The sequence below is a fragment of the Streptomyces sp. NPDC039609 genome (assembly GCF_055596705.1).
Window position 1 is genome coordinate 240,918 of record NZ_JBVIUJ010000001.1, and the last position, 17,090, is coordinate 258,007.

A 17,090-nucleotide genomic window follows, 5' to 3' on the forward strand; every position below is an offset into this window, starting at 1 on the left:
GTCGTCCGGTGGGCGCGGGATCAACGCCCGTCGGCGGGCCAGAGCTTCTCGGCGGGCTCCTCGCCCCCTTGGTCGAGGCGGAACGGCGGGTAGGCGTCCGTCATGAGGCCCGCGTAGGCCGCGACCCGGAAGACCCAGCGGTTCAGGCCGACCACCAGGACGAACAGATCGCGCGGATACCGGCCGGTGAACGCGAGGGCGATGGCGGCGAAGAGGGTCAGCAGGGTGATCAGGCCACCGCTCCACCAGCTCGCCCTCATGCCACCGGCGAAGATGGCGATCACGAGGTAGTGCGGGATGGCGAGCAGCCACCACTTGACCAGGACGAGGCCGCGCGAGAGCCGCTCCGGGTAGGCGATGTCCAGCCGCGCGGGGTAGTCGGGCTCCGGCCCCAGGCTGAAGGGTGGGTAGCGGTCGGTGCCGAGGGCGCTGTACGAGTAGTAGGAGACGCGCCAGGCCCAGCGCAGCACTCCGAGATTGAAGTCGAACAGTGGTCGCGGATACCGCTCGGTGAACAGGATGGCGAAGAACGCGATCACGGTCACGATCAGAAACGCGATCCAGAGGAAGATCAGCACGATCCAGTGGGGGATCACGAGGAGCCACTTGACCAGCCACAACCAGCGGGACAGCGGGGTGTCGAGCCGGGCCGTCACCGTGACCGGAGGGTAGGAGGAACGGGAGGTGTCCATGAACGTCACTTCCTCGCCGGACCGGTAGTTTCGTGCGGGAGCCGGCCATGCGCCCCCACCTTCAGGATCACCCCGTTCCGCCCTCCGGCCCACCGGAGCACGAGCCCGCCGGAGTCCTCCTCACGGCCCCGCCTCCTGCCTGCCCTCAGGCCGCGCCTCGATCCGGTGGCGGACGACCGTCGTCAGGACCGTGAGCCGCGTCGACGCCGCGGGGACCGGGGCGACGGGGTTCTCGATGCGCCGGGCCGCCTCCGGGAGCTGCGCCAGGTCGGCCTCGAAACGGGCACGCGCGGCGTCCAGGGTGTCGGGCGGCTCCGTGCGGAGCCCGCCGCGCATCACGGTCCGCAGCAGCGGCTCCGTACCGTCCGGCGGCTCCTCATTCGCCAGACCCACGGTGTCGCGAAGCCCCGGGCCGCGGAAGACCTGCTTCGGTGCGGGCGCCGTCGTCCGGGCGGACGAGAGCCTCATGACCGGACGCCCGTCGTACTCGACAAGCTTGTAGGAAGCATCGAGATACGGGGCGTCGGCGGCGACGCCGATCTTCGCGCCCACGGCGAAGACGTCGATCGGTGCCCCGTCCCGTACGAGAGCGGCCACGCCGTACTCGTCGAGTTCACCGCCCGCGATGATCCGCACGTCCCGCAGCCCCGCCGCGTCGAGAGTGGCCCTGGCCCGGTGAGCGCGCGCTCCGAGGTCGCCGCTGTCGATGCGGATCGCGGACCCCGGACCGCGCCCCAGGTCCGTCAGGACGCGGGCGGCCGTCGCCACCCCACGGTCCGTGTCGTACGTGTCGACCAGGAGGGTCACCGGGCCCGGGTGGGCGCGCGCGAACGCCCGGAAGGCGTCCTCCTCGGAGGCGAAGGACTCGATGTGCGAGTGGGCCATGGTGCCGGACGAGGGAATGCCGTACTGGGCGGCGGCCGCGACATTGCTCGTACCGGCGAAGCCGACCAGCGCGCAGAGCCGCGCCGCCTGCAGGCCGGCCGCCGGTTCGTGGGTCCGGCGCGAGGAGGAGTCCACGAGGGACCGCCCGGCGGCGGCGAGCACACAGCGTGCCGCCTTGGCGGCGACCGCCGTCTGATGGCAGACGAGCGCCACCAGATACGTCTCCACGAGCCTGGCCTGGGGCAGGGGCGCGGTGACCTCCAGGAGGGGTTCACCGGCGAGGACGAGCCGCCCTTCCGCAACCGCGCGGACCTGGCCGTCGAAGGACAGCCCGTGCAGGGGCTCGAGCTCCTCGACCGGCCGTCCCAGGGCCTCCGCGAACGCACGCACATCGGACAGGCCCACCCGGAACCGCGAGAGGTGGTCGAGCGCGGGTTCGAGCCCGGCGGCCACGAGGAAGCCGTGCCCCGGCGGCAGGTCGCGCACGAAGAGGCTGAAGGTGGCCGGTGCCCGCATGTCCTCCCGCAGGTACGAGAGCGCCATCGTGACCTCGTACAGCTCGGTCGTGGTCACCAGGGACATACTTCGAGGATGCGCGGCCGATCTGCGCGCCGCACGCGCAACGGGCGTACGACGCCCGGTTGCCGCACGAGGCCACCCGGCCCGTCAGGCGAACGGGAACCCCGCCAGGTGGTAGTGGAGCAACATGCTCGTCGTCGCGATCGCGGCCGCCGCCGTGATGGAGAACAGCAGACGGCCCGCGACGGTCCACCATCCGCGGAGCCAGGCCCCGACCGCCCCCGCCACCACGCCCAGGGTCAAGGCCACCAGTGCCGTACCCAGCATCGTGACGGCGGACAGGATCGGCGACCCCAGGGGGACCATCTCCATCATCGCGTTGCCGTCCGCGACGACCGACGCGAGTGCGGCGGTGAAGGCCGCCGCGATCAGGCCGGTCACCGCGGCCGCTGCCCGGGTGGCCCGCGCGGCGGGCGGATGCGGGGTCCGGCCACGGGTGCGGCGCAGCAGGGCGGTTGCCGGGAACGCGATCGCACCGATGACCAGCCCGCCCACGCCGAGGGCGAGCAATCCCATGTGCAGGGACGGAGATTGACGCCAGGTCAGTTCCTCGTACGCCGTCGACGGCGTCGCCGACGAGACCAGTACTCCGCCCTTGGTGAAGGCGAGCGTCGCACCATGGCCGCCGCGTTCGCGGAAGAGGCCGTCGCCGAGGGCGAGCCAGCTCTGTTCGGTTCGGTCGGGGTCGAGGGAGAGACCCGTGGTGCGCAGTCCGTTCGGGCCGTCCCTCTCCACGCTGACCGACGAGACCAGGCCTTCGACCGCCATGAGGCCGGTCCGGCTGACCCGGGCGGGGCGGTACGTGCCGGTGTACGAGTCGAGGACGGGGTCCGTGGCGGCATCGCCGGCCGCGCCCGGTGCCGCGGTCGCCGGGCGGTCCGGGACCAGGGCGTCCACGATGCGATTGATCAGGTCCTTGCCGTCCCAGGCGGCCCGGCCGTCCTTGCCGTCACCGTTGAAGACGACGAACACCCCCAGATCATGGCCGGGGACAAGGAGCAGGTTCGAGTGGAATCCGGGGATGTCGCCGTCCTTGAACCAGCCGGTCCGCCCGTCGCGCCGCCACTCCTCGAAGCCGTAGCCGACGCCGGGCAGCCGGGGATCCTGCCGGTGGTGCACCTGCTGCATCAGGCGGTTCGCCGGAGCTGTGTCGGCGAGCTGGTCGGTCATCCAACGGCCCATGTCGGCGGCGGTGCTGACGGCCCCAGGCCCGGTCGGGCTCCACGCGCCGTACTGACCCTTGTCCTCGGTCCAGCCGGACGTACCGCCGGGCCGGTAGCCGCGGGCGAGACGCGCTGCGATCGGCTCCGGCTGCGGCTGGGCGACCGTGGAACGCGTCATGCCCAGCGGCCTGAGGATGTGCTCGTCGACGTAGGAGGGGAAGGGCCGGCCCGAGGTCTCGGCGACGATCTGGCCCGCGAGCGCGTAGCCGTAGTTGTCGTACGAGGCGATCGTGCCGGGGGCGCGGACCCGGGGCGGGCGGCGCGTCACGAGGCTTTCGGCGAGCGGTTCGACGTCCTGGGCACGGGCCCTGCTGCGGCCGACGAGGTCGCTGTCGAAGCCGCCGGTGTGGGTGAGGAGTCGGTCCAGGGTGACGGGGCGTCCGGGATAGGTGTCGGGGACGGTGACAGCGCGGAGGTGGTCGTTGACGTCGGCGTTCGGGTCGATCCTGCCCTCGGCGACGAGCTGGGAGGCGGCCTGCGCGGTGAACAGCTTGGCGAGCGAGCCGAGGAAGAAGACCGTGCTGTGGGGGTCCACCGGCGCCCTGGTGCCGATGTCGGCGACGCCGTAGCCCTTGGTCAGGACGGTCCGGCCGCCGGAGACCACCGTGACGGCCGCGCCGGGGATGCGGTCGTCCGCGAGGTAGTCGGCGACGGCGGTGTCGACGAGGGAGTCGAGAGCGCCGGGGGTGCGGGAATCACGGGCGTCAGGGAGGGCGGCGGGGCCGGTCGGAACGGCCGCGTGAGCGGATGTGGGTACGGAGACCAGCGCGGCGGAGGTGACCGTCATCGTGATCGTGGCGGCCATCGTGGCGAGGGCCCGTATCGGCGTCGTACGCATACGTCGACGATGTCGTCCGGGCGTGGGCCGCTCCAGTGCGAGCCGCATCGGCCTGTGTGTATTTCACATGGGTGGGCCGGGTGCGGTGCCCAGGCGTACGTCTACCGTGACCTCATGAACGCCCGCCAGGCCGACCGCACCGTCGACAGCACCGCCGACGGCTCCGCCGAGCCCGGTCCGACGCCCGCGGTCGTCTCCGTGGTCCTCGTCGTCGTCCTTCTCGGATTCTCCTTCGAGCCCGGTGTCCTCCTGCCGCGCCCGGCCGCCGTGCCGATGCTGCTGCTCCAGATCGTCACCTGCCTGCCCTCGACGCGGCGGCTGCGCGGGGCGTGGACCCTCGCCGCGCAGATCCTGCTCGCGCCCTGGTCCGGCCTGCCCGGGTTCCTCGGCGCCTCCGTGCTGCTCGTCATCGAACGGCCCGTCCGCTGGGCCCTGTTCGCGGTCGTGGTGCTCGCCGGCGGGCTGCTCGCCCCCGGAGACGGCGGTGTCCACTCCGTACTCAACGGCATCGGCAACGCTCTCGCCCACGGCCTGATCATCTACGCACTCACCCGACTCACCGACCTCTACACCGAACTCCGCGCCACCCGCGGCGCATTGGCGCGCGCCCGGGTCGCGGCCGAGCGGGAGCGCGCCGGGCGGGACCTCCACGCGGTGCTGGGAACGGCACTGGCGGAGATCGTCCGGCTGGCCGGACAGGGAACGCGGGGAGCGCGGCAGCTGGTGACGGTGGCGCGGGCGGCGACGGATCGGGTACGAGCCGCCCCGTCCGTGCACTCCGCCGACGGCGCGGACATCCCCCCGGGCGCCCTGACACCCCGGCTGGCGTGGCCCATCGTCGTCGCCACCCACCTCGAGTACCTGATCGTGGGTGTGGCCTTCCTGCTCGACGACGGGGTGACGGGTGGGCGATTCGCCGCGTACACGGCCGCGTTGGCGGCGGTCGTCGGTCTGCAGGCGTACCACTCCCTGCCGCGTCCGCCGGGCGTACGTCCCCGGTACGTGGCGTGGACGCTGGGCGCCCAACTCGCCCTCGCCCTGGGCGTACTGGCGGCTCCGGACGGCCCGTACCCCCAGTTGGTGGCCTTCGCCGCGGCCTCGGTGCTGATCGTTCTCCCGGGGCGCATCGCCTGGCCTGCGGCAGCAGCGCTGACGGGCCTGGTGGCGGTCGTGGCGCTCGTACGGACCGACGGCCCCGGAGCCCGGGGCGCCGCGGTCCTGGTCCTGGACGTCGTGGTGATCGCTCTGGTCTTCTACGGCCTGGCTCTGCTCACCGGCCTCGTCCACCAGGTGCGGGAGGCCCGCGGAGCACTCGCCTCGCTGGCGGTGGCCCGAGAGCGTCGGCGCATCGCCAGGGACGTCCACGATCTGCTGGGCTACGGCCTGTCGGCGATCGCGCTGAAGGGCGAGTTGGCGGACCGCGACCCGGACCCGGTACGAGCCGACGGCCATTTCGCCGATGCGGCGGCGCTGGCGGGCCGAGCGCTCGCGGACCTCCGGGCGATCCCGGGGGACGGCACGGATCTCACGCTTGCCGAGGAGGTGAACTCCGCCCGGAAGGTGCTCGCCGCCACCGGCATCGAGGTGCGGGTGCGGGGCGAGGTGGAGAACGTCGACGAGGTGTCGGAGGCGCTCTTCGCCACGGTGCTGCGGGAGGCGGTGACGAACGTGCTGCGGCACGCCCCGGGAGCACGATGGTGCGAAGTGGAGGTCGGTCAGAGGCTGTTGCGGGTGGCGGACGACGGCCGTGGGTCGCTGGCGGAGGGAAGCACCGCGGTGGCCGGCGTCGGCGGCAACGGGCTGAGGAATCTACGTGAGCGCGCGGCGGCGCTCGGCGGGCGGCTGGAGGCTGGGTCGGCCCCGGACGGAGGCGGCTTCGTCCTGACCGTCCGGCTGGTGACCGAGCCCGTCTCGGCGCCGTCGCGGGCCGGAGGATGACTCCGCGTCATCCCAGCCAGCCTTCCTCCCGTGCGATCCGCACCGCGTCGAGCCGATTGCGGGCCGCGAGCTTGGTGACCGCCGCGCCGAGGTAGTTCCGTACGGTGCCCTGGGTGAGGTGCAGTTCACGAGCGATGTGGTCGAGCTCGGCGCCGGTGGCGGCCAGCCGCAGCACATCGGTCTCGCGGGTCGTGAGCGGGCTCTCCTTGGCGGTGAGCGCCGCGGCGGCGAGCTTCGGGTCGATGACGTGATCCCCGGCGGCCACACGGCGGATCGCGGCGGCGAGCTGGTCCGGCGGGGCGTCCTTGAGCATGAACCCGCCGACACGTGCGGCGAGTGCGGACCGCAGCGCCTCCGGACGGCCCAGCGCGGTGAGGATCATGATCCGGCACTCGGGAAGCGCGACGGAGAGGTCGCGGGCGGCGGAGAGCCCGTCCGCGCCGGGCATCTCCAGGTCGAGAACGGCCACGGTGGGCCGGTGGGCGAGCGCGGCGGGGACGACGGCGTCCCCGCGGGCCACTTCGGCGACGACCTCCATGTCGTCCTCGAGACCCAGCAGGGCGACCAGCGCCCCGCGGATCAGGTGCATGTCCTCGGCCAGCAGAATCCGGATCATGGTTCCTCCCCCTGGAAGATCGTAACGGCTGCCGGGGGGCTCGGTCCCGAGGCGCGTTCCGCCGGAGGGACGTCCGGGGCGGGTGTCCCGCGTGGCCGTTGCGCGGTGCACGCGCTGCTGCGGGGCGTCGGGGTCCGCCGGTCCTCGTGGTCCTCGGGGGCGTGGGGTCAGGAGCCGTCCGCGGCGGCGAGCAGCGCGGCGACGTCCAGCTTTCCCATGGTGAGCATCGCCTTCATCGCCCGCTGGGCGCGTGCCTCGTCCGGATCGCTGAGAAGTTCTTCCAGGACGGAGGGCACGACTTGCCAGCTCAGGCCGAACTTGTCCTTGACCCAGCCGCACGGGCCCTCCTGTCCGCCCTCGGACAGCTTGTTCCAGTAGTAGTCGACCTCCCCCTGGTCCGCGCAGTCGATGAGGAAGGACACGGCCTCGTCGAAGGTGAACTCGGGGCCGCCGTTGATGGCGGTGAAGTGCGTGCCGTCCAGGACGAAGTCGACGGTCAGCACGGTCCCGGCAGGGCGGGGGCCCGCCTCCCCGTAGTGGGACACGTTCTTGATCTCCGAGTTGGGGAAGACCGAGCAGTAGAACTCCGCGGCCTCCTTGCCCTGTGTGTCGAACCAGAGGTTGGGGGTGATCCGGGGCATGGCGTTCTCCTGATCTCGTGTCACCGCCGTCCGGCGGCCCGGGAATCATTGCTCCACCACACCCCGAATCCGCGCAACCACCCCCCTGCGCCGTCTCAAGTCCATGCGGAAGGGGGAGGCCGGAAGCCGATCCGGGTGCCTCCGAGCGCGTGGCCCAGGGGTCAGAGAATGTGGATGCGCTCCAGGGATCCCGCGCTGTCGCGAATCATCAGGTCGCTGCCCTTGGCGCGTTCGCCTTCGACGAATCCGAGCAGCAGGACCGCCCGGTTGATCACGTCGGCCTTGCTGACACCGGTCGCGGCGGTGAGCTCCGCGATCGCGGTGACAGCCGGTGGGCACAACGTCACCGAGTACCGCTCGCTGTCGGGGTGGGCGGGGAGCTGATCCATGGCAATGCCTTCCTGACGACCAAGATGCATCGCAATTGAACCATGAACGCTCCCAGCATGCACCGCATTTGCATCACTTCGTTCGTGACGTGCGCTCCTGCCGTCGTGCCCCGCTCGGCGCGTTCGCCCACCCGGTGACCACGGGCGCCACATGCGAACTCGTCCGGGTCGAGGCGGGGACCAGCGACCGGGTCCGGGGCTGGATCCACGACTCCGCCTACGGCGACGGAAGCCGCATCGGAGAGGAGCTCGGCCGGGCGCCGGCAGGTCGGTAGTGCCTGGGTGGCCGGTCACCCGTGCGCGGGCGCCTGACGGGCCGCCGGGGCGCGCGGCTCGTACGGTCACAGTGACACCACCTGCCGATGGCGGTGTGGTTGCCGGTGGCTCCGCGTTCCCTTCGCACGGCGCGGAGCCACTTCCATGGGTGCGTCAGGGCTTGCCGTCGTAGCCCCACACAACGTCCCGGGTGTCGACGCAGCATGAGTGGATGGCAGGCCCGCCCCCTCGACCGGCTCTACGATCGATTGAGGCTCTTGGAGAGGGCCTTGTCGATGATGGACCGCTGGCCCGAGGTCGGGGGTTCGCCGCTCCTGAACGGCCCCACGGGCACGTTCGTGAACGTGATCTGTTCCCACTCCGCGCCGGTGCAGTCGATCCGATTCATGTTGTTCACGGGGCACTGGAGCTCCCATACGGCTCCAGTCGTGGTGGTCACCTTGTAGTTCAGGTCGTTGGCCTGTGACGACAAGGTCGCGCCGCAGACGGTGCTTTCGTCGGGGTAGTTGGGGTAGGTGGTCAGGTCCTGCTCGAAGTACACCGGCCCCGTGCGGGTCGGCCGGTGGGCCCCGAATGCGGCACCGTCGCGGAGGATGATGCTGAACTCTTCGGTGCCGTTGGGGAGCAGCGAGTCGACGTCCTTGCCGCACCCGGACGGGCCGGTGGCTCCTGTGTCTCCGGTGTCTCCCTTGGCTCCGGTGCCCGCGGGGCCGGTCGGGCCGGTCGGGCCGGTGTCTCCGGTGGCGCCCGCGGGGCCGGTCGGACCGGTTGGGCCCGTCGCCCCCTTGCACTTGTCCTTGTCCTTGTCCTTGTCCTTGTCCTTGTCGAGCGTCCCCGAGGCGCCCAGATACTTGTCGTCACCCTTGTCCTTGCACTTGTCGTGATCGCCCAACGGCGTTGACGACTGCGAGGTCGGGTGGTTTGCGGCCGCTGCGGGACTGGAGAGGCCCAGCGTGATGAGGGCCAGCGTTGCCAGCGCTCCCTCGGCTATCCGCCTGCCCTTCAGGGGGAGAGGCCCCATGACGCTGGGCGGCCTGTGCTCAGGACTCATGAATTGCTCCTTCTGGAACTGGCCGATGGCACGCTCGGAAAGCAGGTTCAGGCTTCTCGCGGGCGTCATTCGGTCCATGTGTGATCAGTGTGAGAGGCGCGATGGCCGATGGGGAGCACAGGCCGGCTGTGAGCACGGCGAGCGCTTGTAGCGGCACGTTCGGCCGGCACGCGAACGGCTGTCGGAGACCGATCTGAGCCTGGTTTCGGCGGCGAGGCTCATCGCCGTGAGGCCCCTTCGGGGTGATGGGAAACGCGCCTCCCTCAGCCAGCCACACACCACGTCCCCTTGCCCGGTCACCGACCACCACTCGAGGCCTCTCCCGCCACGTCACCGCAGGTCATGGCCGGGCTGCTGCGGTGCGTGACCACCTGAACGGCTTCACCCACCGCGGTTGCCGTCCAGCCCGACCCGCTCATCCCACCTGCCCCGCAGGGGACGGAGCCCTGCCCTCTTCGCCGCCTGCGCGCCACACCGGCCGACGGCGGGCGGAGCGGACGTACGGAAGTCCCGCCGGACCGGTGCCTGAGCACCCGTCCGGCGGGATCGTGTTCGGGCTCGGGCCCTATTCGCCGATGTCCCGGCTGCGGAGGTCGTCCAGCGTCTCGCGTCGTACGAGGAGGCGGGCCGTGCCGCCGTCGACCGCGACGACCGGGGGCCGGCCGACCATGTTGTACCCGGAGGCCATCGACAGCTGGTACGCCCCCGCCACGGGGATCGCGAGCAGATCGCCGGGGCGGATGTCACCGGGCAGCTCGACATCGGCGGCGAGGATGTCGCCCGCCTCGCAGTGCCGGCCCACCACCGTGGCCGCGCGGGTGTCGACGGTGGAGTGGCGGCCGACGAGACGAGGGGCGTAGCGCACTCCGTACAGCGCCGGGCGGGGGTTGTCGCTCATGCCTCCGTCCACGGCCACGAACACCTGGGCACCGGTGTTCTTCACGGCCAGCACCCGGTAGAGCGCCACTCCCGCGGGGCCCGCGACGGCACGGCCGGGTTCGATGGTGAGCCGGGGCGGCTCGAGCCCGGCCGCCGTACAGCTCGCCGCGAGTTCGATCCGCAGCCTGCGGGCCAGGGCCGTCAGGTCGAGGCTGGGTTCCCCGGGCCGGTACGCGATGCCGTGGCCGCCGCCCATGTCGAGTTCGGGCAGCACGAGACCGTGGGTGTCGCGGACGCGGGCCATCAGCCCCACCATGCGGCGCAGGGCGGCGACGTACGGCTTGACGTCCGTGATCTGGGAGCCGATGTGGCAGTGCGGGCCGACCAGTTGGAGCTGAGGCTGGGGCAGCAGACGGGCGATGGCGTGCTGCGCGGATCCGTCGGTGAGCGACAGACCGAACTTCTGGCCGTCCGTGCCGGTGCGGATCTTCTCGTGACCGCCGGCCGATACACCGGGGACCACGCGGACCAGCACCTTCTGCCGGCCGCGGGGGCCCACGAGCGCGGCCAGCCGCGCGATCTCGGACGGGCTGTCGATGACGATCCGGCCCACGCCGAGGCGCAGGGCCGACTCGATGTCGTGCGGCGACTTGGCGTTGCCGTGCAGGACGATACGGTCCGGTGGGAACCCCGCCGTGACCGCGAGTTCGAGCTCGCCGGCCGAGCAGTCGTCCAGTCCGAGGCCCTCCTCCGCGACCCAGCGAACCATGGTCCGGGACAGGAACGCCTTGGCGGCGTACAGCACATCGGCGTCGGGGAAGGCGGCCCGGTAGGTACGGCAGCGGGCCCGTACCTCACCCTCGTCCAGCACGTACGCGGGTGTGTCGAAGCGGTCGGCGATGTCGGCCAACGACACCCCGCCGACGGCGAGGCCACCGTGCGGCAGACGGGTCGTGGACGCCGGCCACACCGACAGGTCGTCCGCTTCCGCGGCGACCTCGGAGACCAGGGCAATGGTCATGGAACTCGTCCCCTTCTCAGACGGCCCGGACGGCTCGGACGGCCTCGACGGCCCCGGCGGCCTGGTCCGGCTGTCGGTCCGACCGGCGGTCCGGCGTGCGCGTGGGGACCGCGGGAGCGGACAGTGCCGGGTCGACGGTGACCAGGTCCGCGCCGAGCGGCGCGCAGAGCGCCCGCAGGACGGATTCCGACAGCCGGATGTACGGCTGGGCCTCGCCCAGCACCTCGGTCAGCCGGTCCGTGCGGGTGAAGCCGACGGCGGTACGCGTGCCGAGCGGCGTGCGGAACAGCCGAATCACGGTTTCCGCGCCGCTTCCCGGCCGGACGGGCACGTACAGCGGTCCGGCCGGGACCTGTTCTTCGGGCTCGGGATCGTCGGCGTACTGGAACAGACACATGGGCCCTCCCTGAGGAGCCGCGAACGGTTGGTGGGACCCCGGCCTGCCGAGTCGGCAGGCCGGGGCGCGTCATCGAAGCTATCCCCGCCGCCCAGCCTCCAGGGCAGCGCTTTGACGGCACCTTGACGGCGATGGATCGAGTCCCTACACACCACTGACGGTCGCCACGTGGGGCGTCAGCCGCCGGAGGCGCGGCAGCCGGCCCGGGGCCACGTCGTGCGTGTGGTCGTGGTCGAGGAAGGGCTGCCGCGGCGCCGGGTCGGTCACGCCGGACCGGCTGTTGAAGTCGCCTGCCGAGGACCTCGGGACCGAGCCACGGCGAACGCCGCGCGACGCGGTTCTACTGCAGGCCCGAGATTCGGAAGACGGTGAGGGCCGTCTCCCGGTCGACGCATCGGGCCAGCCGCTCCAGTTCCGCGCTGCCGTGGCGCAGGGTGCCTCGGGCCAGCGAGACCCGGGCGTCCGTCTTCAGCAGGTGCCACAGCGGAGGGTTGGCGATGAACACGCGCGGGTCGATCTCGGCCCGTGCGCCCGTGGCGTCGTACAGGATCAGTCTCTGCGCGACACCGTCGGACCAGCGCACGGAGGCCAGTCGGTCGGTGTGGACGGTTCTTCGGGCCGTCAGACCGCGGACGGTCAGCCGCCCCGGTGACGCCTCGACCCGAGGCGGAAGGAGTATCGCGAACGCCAGGGCGGCTAGCCCGGACCACGGCAGGGCCCGTAACAGGCTCAGCGTGCCGTTCCCGGCCTCGACGGTGAGGGACACGGCGAGCAGCACCACGGCGAAACCGGCGGCGGCACGTGCTTCCGAGGGCCAGCCCGTGTCGTGGACGGAGCCGGCCGCGTGGTACTCCGGCGGTACGAAGGGGAGTTCCATGAAGGGGACGGTAGGGCCGACCAGGTGGTCCGGCCCAGTGCCTTTACGGACCCTGTGTGCGGCAGTGCGGTGGCTTGACGTACCGCTGACGCACGGGCCGCGGACGGGCCCGGTCACGTGGTGGACGTACTCGTGACTCAGCCGGAAGGGAGTGACGCCACCGGTTCGGGGTGCCTCACGCCGGGGTCGGTGCCGCGGAAAGCCCCTGCTTGACCTGACGCGTGACCTCGTCGGCGAGGATCTCCGGCACGCCCTTCTCGATGCCGTCCAAGGCCTGGGCGGCGACCTCGGCGGGGTCGGCCTTCTGCTCGGCGGGGACGCGAGCCGCCATGTCGGTGTCCATGTACGCGACGTGCAGCGCCGAGACGGTGATGCCCCGGGGGGCCAGCTCCTCGCGGGCCGCGTCGGTCTGGGCCCATGCGGCCGCCTTGGCCGCCGCGTACGAGCCGAGGCCGGCCGGGTGGAACCAGGACAGGACGGACAGGACGTTCAGCACGGCGCCGCCGCCGTTGTTCTCGATGACCGGAGCGAAGGCCCGCGTCATGACGAGGGGCCCGTAGAAGTTCGTCTCCATCTCCAGCCGCACCGCGTCCAGGTCGCCCGAGAGCAGCGAGGTGCCGGTGGAGATCCCGGCGTTGTTGACCAGCAGCGTGGCGTCGGACGCGATGCGGGCCGCCGCGCGGACCGACTCCTCGTCGGTCACGTCCAGGCGCAGCGGGACGGCGCCCGCCAGATCCACGGTCTCGGGCCGCCGCGCCGCCGCGTACACCTTCGCCCCGCGCCGCACCAGTTGCTCTGCCAGATGACGCCCCAGCCCTCGGTTCGCCCCGGTGACCAGTGCGACCGCGTTCGTCAGTTCCATGTCTGCTCCCAGCATTGCGGGGCGGTTCCGGTGAGGGTGTCCGCCAATTAGATTATGTAAGCAATCTAAACCGTACACTAGAATAGATGCCAAGCGACATCCAAATGTGGAGGTGCCCGATGGGCCGCGTATCGCAGGCGCAAGCACAGGAAAACCGCCGGCGGGTCGTCGAAACCGCCTCCCGCCTCTTCCGGGAGCAGGGGACGCACGTCAGCGTCGCCGACCTCATGAAGGAGGCCGGTCTCACCCACGGCGGCTTCTACAAGCAGTTCGCCTCCAAGGAAGCGCTGATCGACGAGGCCACGGCCCACGCGTTCGCCGAACTCGCCCAGCGCCGCACGGCGGGTTCGGAGCGGTACGCGGGGCAGCCTGAGGCCGGCCGGCAGGCGCTGATCGCGGCGTACCTCTCCGTCGAGCACCGCGACAACCTGGCGGACGGCTGCCCCACCGCCGCGCTCGCCACCGACATGGCGCGCGGCCTGAGCGCCCAGGAGGCGGGCCGGGTGTACAGCCAGGGCGTGAGCGACTTCGCGGAGTCGCTCAGCACCGAGGACGAGGACGGCATCACCCGCCTGTGCACCATGGTCGGCGCACTCGTCCTGTCCCGCGCCACCAAGGGCTCCCCCCTCTCCGAGGAGATCCTCACCGCCGCCCGCGCGGCCCTGACGGAAGCCGACTGACCGCTCGTGCTCACGGTCCGCCGGGAGCGAGGCGGCGCGCAGCCGTCGGGGAGCGGCGCGGCGTCACCGTCCGTGGAGAGGGCCGCGACCATCGGTGGAGTGCGCGACCGCTTTCGGCGGCGCCCGCATGCCGGTCCGGCGTAACGTCGTCCTTGTGGACTTCACTGCGGACAGTCTTGTGTCCCGCGCCGCGCGTGAGCTCAGCCTGCGAGCAGATCAGCTGATCCAAGACGTGGAGCGGGCCCTGCGACGTGACGTTCCAGAGGTGTGGGCGCACGCGGACGTCGACGCGGCGCAGAACGTCGCCGAGCACGTGCTGGCCGCCTTGGACGGCCTCGAGCGCGGCATCGAGCCGGATCGCATCGAATCTCCGTCCGCCAACCAGGAGCGCGCCCGCCGGCTGGCCCGGCACGGGACGCCCGTCAGCGTGATGCTGCGCGCCTTCCGCATCGGGCAGGGCGTCGTTCTCGACGGGATGCTGGCGGAGCTGCCCCGGCTGACCGGCGACGCGGCGCTGGTCAGCGTGGCCGCGCGCAAGCTGGTCGCGACGATGACCGGGTACGTCGACCTCGCGTCCGAGTACGGCGTCGCGGCCTACCAGGAAGAGAGGGACCGACGTCTGCAAGGGCGGCTGTCGATGGTGAACGAGGCGAGTATGCGCATCGGCACCACACTGGACATCGCCCGCACCACCCAGGAACTGGCGGACTTCGCCATCGCGCACTTCGCCGACCTCGTCACCGTCGACCTGCTCGACTCGGTGCTCCGCGGACACGACACACCGATGGAGCCGCCTCTCGCACTCCGACGGGCCGCTCGCCGCTCGGTGGTCGACGGCGATCCGGACACGACGCTCCGGCCGCAGCAGCTCTTCGTCTGCGCGGACGGCACGCCGTCGGCCCGCGCCCTGATCACGGGCCGGCCCTCGCGTCACCACCTCGACACCGATGGGTCGGCAACCCTTGGGCCGGGCCCCGGTGTCGACGGCGACGGAAGCCGCTCGACGATCGTGGTGCCGCTGCGGGCCCGGGACTCCACGCTGGGCGTCGCGCAGTTCGTCCGCCACCGCGGCCTCTACGACGACGAAGACCTGCTCCTCGCCCAGGAGATCGCCGCCAGGGCGGCGGTGGCCGTCGACAACGCCCGCCGGTACACGCACGCGCGTGCGGCCGCCCTGACCCTGCAGCGCAGCCTGCTTCCGCACGACACCGCGGAGCAGTCGGCCGTGGACGTGGCCTTCCGCTACCTGCCCGCCGGCGCACAGGCGGGCGTGGGCGGCGACTGGTACGACGTCATCCCGCTGTCCGGAGCGCGCGTCGCGCTCGTGGTGGGCGACGTCGTCGGCCACGGCATCCACGCCGCCGCCACCATGGGGCGGCTGCGGACCGCCGTACGCACCCTCGCCGACGTCGACCTGCCGCCCGACGAACTCCTCACGCACCTCGACGATGTCGTCCTGCGTCTGTCGACCGAAGCCGTGCCCGACGCCGACCCGGATGGGGAAGCCGCCCCGGACGCCGACCTGAACGCCGACCGGGACGGGGAAGCCGACCCGGACGCCGACCCGGATGGGGAAGCCGCCCCGGACGCCGACCTGAACGCCGACCCGGACAAAGGCACCGACGCAGCCGGCGACAGCGAATCCGGCGACAGCGAATCCGCGGGGGACATTGGAGCCACCTGTCTCTACGCCGTCTACGACCCCGTCACCCGCCAGTGCACCTTCGCCCGCGCGGGGCACCCGCCGCCCGCCCTGGTGGCCCCGGACGGCACCGTGGAAATCCTCGACCTGCCGCCGGGCCCTCCGCTGGGCCTGGGCGGCCTGCCCTTCGAGGCCGCCGAGTTCGACCTGCCCGAGGGCAGCCTCCTCGCCCTCTACACCGACGGCCTGATCGAAGCCCGTGACCGTGACATCGAGACGGGCCTCGCCCTCCTCCGTCGAACGCTCGCCCAGCCGTCTCCTTCCCTGGAGCACATCTGCGACAGCGTGCTCGAAGCGCTGCTGCCGCCACGTCCGGACGACGACGTCGCACTGCTCATCGCCCGCACCCGCACCCTCGGTGATCGCCAGGTCGCCGACTGGGACGTGGAAGCCGACCCCAGCGCCGTCTCCAGGGCACGGTCGAACGTCACGCGGCAACTGGGCAGTTGGGGGCTGGAAGAGCTCGCCTTCACCGCCGAACTGGTGGTCAGCGAACTCGTCACGAATGCCATCCGCTACGGCCGACCTCCCATCCGGCTGCGCCTCATCCACGATCGCGCCGTCATGTGCGAGGTCTCCGACACCAGCAGCACCACGCCGCATCTGCGCCGCGCCGCCGTCTCCGACGAGGGTGGCCGCGGCCTGCTCCTGGTCGCCCAGCTCGCCGACCGGTGGGGAACGCGGCACGCCCGTCAGGGCAAGACGGTGTGGGCCGAGCTGTCGGAGTCCGCCGAATTCCCCATGTGGGACTCGGTGTAGAGCTGCCCCGGGACTCGGTTCCAGGGCTCGGATCGGGTGGATGACCTGCGTGTCAGAATGGGTCCGCCGTTCGTCGGTTTCTCCGTCGTTCTCCGTCGTTCACCGCACTGACGCACCGAGGTTGCCGTGACCAAGCCCGTGGGCCGCGTTCCCCAGAGAAGCAATGCGCGGTCCAACCGGGCACGCATCCTGGCCACGGCCCGCCAGGAGCTGGGACGGAACCCGGACCTCACCCTGGAGGAGCTCGCGCGAGCCTCCGGCGTGGTGCGCCGCACCCTGTACGGTCACTTCCCGGGGCGTACGGCTCTCCTCGAGGCGCTCGCCGACGAAGCCTCGGAGGCTCTCGACAGCGCTCTGGCGACCGCTGCGCGGCCCGAGGAGCCCGCTGAGCAGGCGCTCGCGCACTTCGTGTTCTCGATGTGGTCTCTGGGGGACCGCTACCGGTTCCTCCTGTCGCTGGCCCGCCGGGACCTCGGGTCGGACCGCGTGGCCGAGGTCCTGGCGCCGGCCCGAAGCGAGGCCACGGCGATCCTGGAGCGGGGACAGCGGGACGGCGCGTTCCACACCCTGCTGCCCCCGGCCGTACTGAGCGCCGGACTGGAAGCGATGACGGTCGCCCTGCTGGAGTCGGTCACCTCCGGGGAGCTGGAGGACGACGGGACCCGCGCGGCCGTCTCCACCCTCGTCGCGGCCGGAGTGCCGGAGAGCCGGGCACGTGCCGTGGTCGAGGCGGGCGCGTCGTCGGGGGCCGCGGAGCCGGGCTCCGACAACTGAGGCGTCGGGGC

The 17,090-nt window shown here is 72.0% G+C and carries 16 protein-coding genes; 5 read left to right on the forward strand and 11 right to left on the reverse strand.

The window, feature by feature from the left end; translation table 11 throughout:
* Nucleotides 1-20: 20 nt before the first annotated feature.
* From ACZ561_RS01130 to ACZ561_RS01140, 3 genes are all read right to left on the reverse strand, one after another.
* On the reverse strand, nt 21-692 hold the full coding sequence (locus tag ACZ561_RS01130) for a DUF4389 domain-containing protein (protein WP_470988049.1): 672 nt from the start codon (nt 690-692) through the stop codon (nt 21-23).
* Between the two features lie 120 nt (nt 693-812).
* Nucleotides 813-2,159 carry a nicotinate phosphoribosyltransferase gene (locus ACZ561_RS01135; RefSeq protein WP_470988051.1) on the reverse strand — a complete coding sequence of 449 codons (1,347 nt, stop codon included), beginning with the start codon at nt 2,157-2,159 and terminating at the stop codon, nt 813-815.
* 84 nt (nt 2,160-2,243) lie between these two features.
* The gene (locus tag ACZ561_RS01140) at nt 2,244-4,217 is read right to left on the reverse strand and encodes a serine hydrolase domain-containing protein (RefSeq protein WP_470988054.1); all 1,974 of its coding nucleotides are present in this window, start codon (nt 4,215-4,217) and stop codon (nt 2,244-2,246) included.
* 114 nt (nt 4,218-4,331) lie between these two features.
* Here ACZ561_RS01140 and ACZ561_RS01145 point away from each other — a divergent pair, with 114 nt between their 5' ends.
* Entirely contained in the window at nt 4,332-6,155 is a 1,824-nt protein-coding gene (locus ACZ561_RS01145) for a sensor histidine kinase (protein WP_470988056.1), read from the forward strand.
* A gap of 7 nt (nt 6,156-6,162) precedes the next feature.
* Here the strand turns inward: ACZ561_RS01145 and ACZ561_RS01150 are convergent, their stop codons facing one another.
* From ACZ561_RS01150 to ACZ561_RS01160, 3 genes are all read right to left on the reverse strand, one after another.
* Nucleotides 6,163-6,771: a response regulator transcription factor gene (locus tag ACZ561_RS01150; protein ID WP_376439893.1), complete on the reverse strand. Its 609-nt coding sequence runs from the start codon at nt 6,769-6,771 to the stop codon at nt 6,163-6,165.
* Nucleotides 6,772-6,938: 167 nt separating this feature from the next.
* Nucleotides 6,939-7,412, reverse strand: coding sequence for a VOC family protein (locus tag ACZ561_RS01155; protein WP_470988059.1), 474 nt, complete (start codon nt 7,410-7,412; stop codon nt 6,939-6,941).
* Nucleotides 7,413-7,573: 161 nt separating this feature from the next.
* Nucleotides 7,574-7,801, reverse strand: a complete 228-nt coding sequence (locus tag ACZ561_RS01160) for a hypothetical protein (protein ID WP_376439898.1) — start codon at nt 7,799-7,801, stop codon at nt 7,574-7,576.
* Nucleotides 7,802-7,890: 89 nt separating this feature from the next.
* Here ACZ561_RS01160 and ACZ561_RS01165 point away from each other — a divergent pair, with 89 nt between their 5' ends.
* Entirely contained in the window at nt 7,891-8,076 is a 186-nt protein-coding gene (locus tag ACZ561_RS01165; RefSeq protein WP_470988062.1) for a hypothetical protein, read from the forward strand.
* Between the two features lie 239 nt (nt 8,077-8,315).
* Here ACZ561_RS01165 and ACZ561_RS01170 read toward each other — a convergent pair whose 3' ends face one another.
* The 5 genes from ACZ561_RS01170 to ACZ561_RS01190 form a co-directional block, all read right to left on the reverse strand.
* Nucleotides 8,316-9,128: a hypothetical protein gene (locus ACZ561_RS01170; protein WP_470988064.1), complete on the reverse strand. Its 813-nt coding sequence runs from the start codon at nt 9,126-9,128 to the stop codon at nt 8,316-8,318.
* Between the two features lie 565 nt (nt 9,129-9,693).
* A complete protein-coding gene (gene lysA, locus ACZ561_RS01175; RefSeq protein ID WP_470988066.1) occupies nt 9,694-11,028 on the reverse strand; it encodes a diaminopimelate decarboxylase in 1,335 nt (444 codons plus the stop codon).
* 16 nt (nt 11,029-11,044) lie between these two features.
* On the reverse strand, nt 11,045-11,425 hold the full coding sequence (locus tag ACZ561_RS01180; protein WP_470988069.1) for an SAV_915 family protein: 381 nt from the start codon (nt 11,423-11,425) through the stop codon (nt 11,045-11,047).
* A gap of 340 nt (nt 11,426-11,765) precedes the next feature.
* Entirely contained in the window at nt 11,766-12,302 is a 537-nt protein-coding gene (locus ACZ561_RS01185; RefSeq protein WP_470988072.1) for a hypothetical protein, read from the reverse strand.
* A gap of 175 nt (nt 12,303-12,477) precedes the next feature.
* The gene (locus tag ACZ561_RS01190; protein WP_470988074.1) at nt 12,478-13,164 is read right to left on the reverse strand and encodes an SDR family oxidoreductase; all 687 of its coding nucleotides are present in this window, start codon (nt 13,162-13,164) and stop codon (nt 12,478-12,480) included.
* A gap of 119 nt (nt 13,165-13,283) precedes the next feature.
* On the opposite strand from ACZ561_RS01190, the gene ACZ561_RS01195 reads away from it, so the two are divergent.
* The 3 genes from ACZ561_RS01195 to ACZ561_RS01205 all read left to right on the forward strand — a co-directional run bounded on the left by ACZ561_RS01195 (nt 13,284) and on the right by ACZ561_RS01205 (nt 17,079).
* Nucleotides 13,284-13,844 carry a TetR/AcrR family transcriptional regulator gene (locus tag ACZ561_RS01195; protein ID WP_470988076.1) on the forward strand — a complete coding sequence of 187 codons (561 nt, stop codon included), beginning with the start codon at nt 13,284-13,286 and terminating at the stop codon, nt 13,842-13,844.
* Nucleotides 13,845-13,998: 154 nt separating this feature from the next.
* Entirely contained in the window at nt 13,999-16,305 is a 2,307-nt protein-coding gene (locus tag ACZ561_RS01200; RefSeq protein ID WP_470988078.1) for an ATP-binding SpoIIE family protein phosphatase, read from the forward strand.
* 126 nt (nt 16,306-16,431) lie between these two features.
* A complete protein-coding gene (locus ACZ561_RS01205) occupies nt 16,432-17,079 on the forward strand; it encodes a TetR/AcrR family transcriptional regulator (protein WP_470988081.1) in 648 nt (215 codons plus the stop codon).
* The last annotated feature ends 11 nt before the right edge of the window (nt 17,080-17,090 follow it).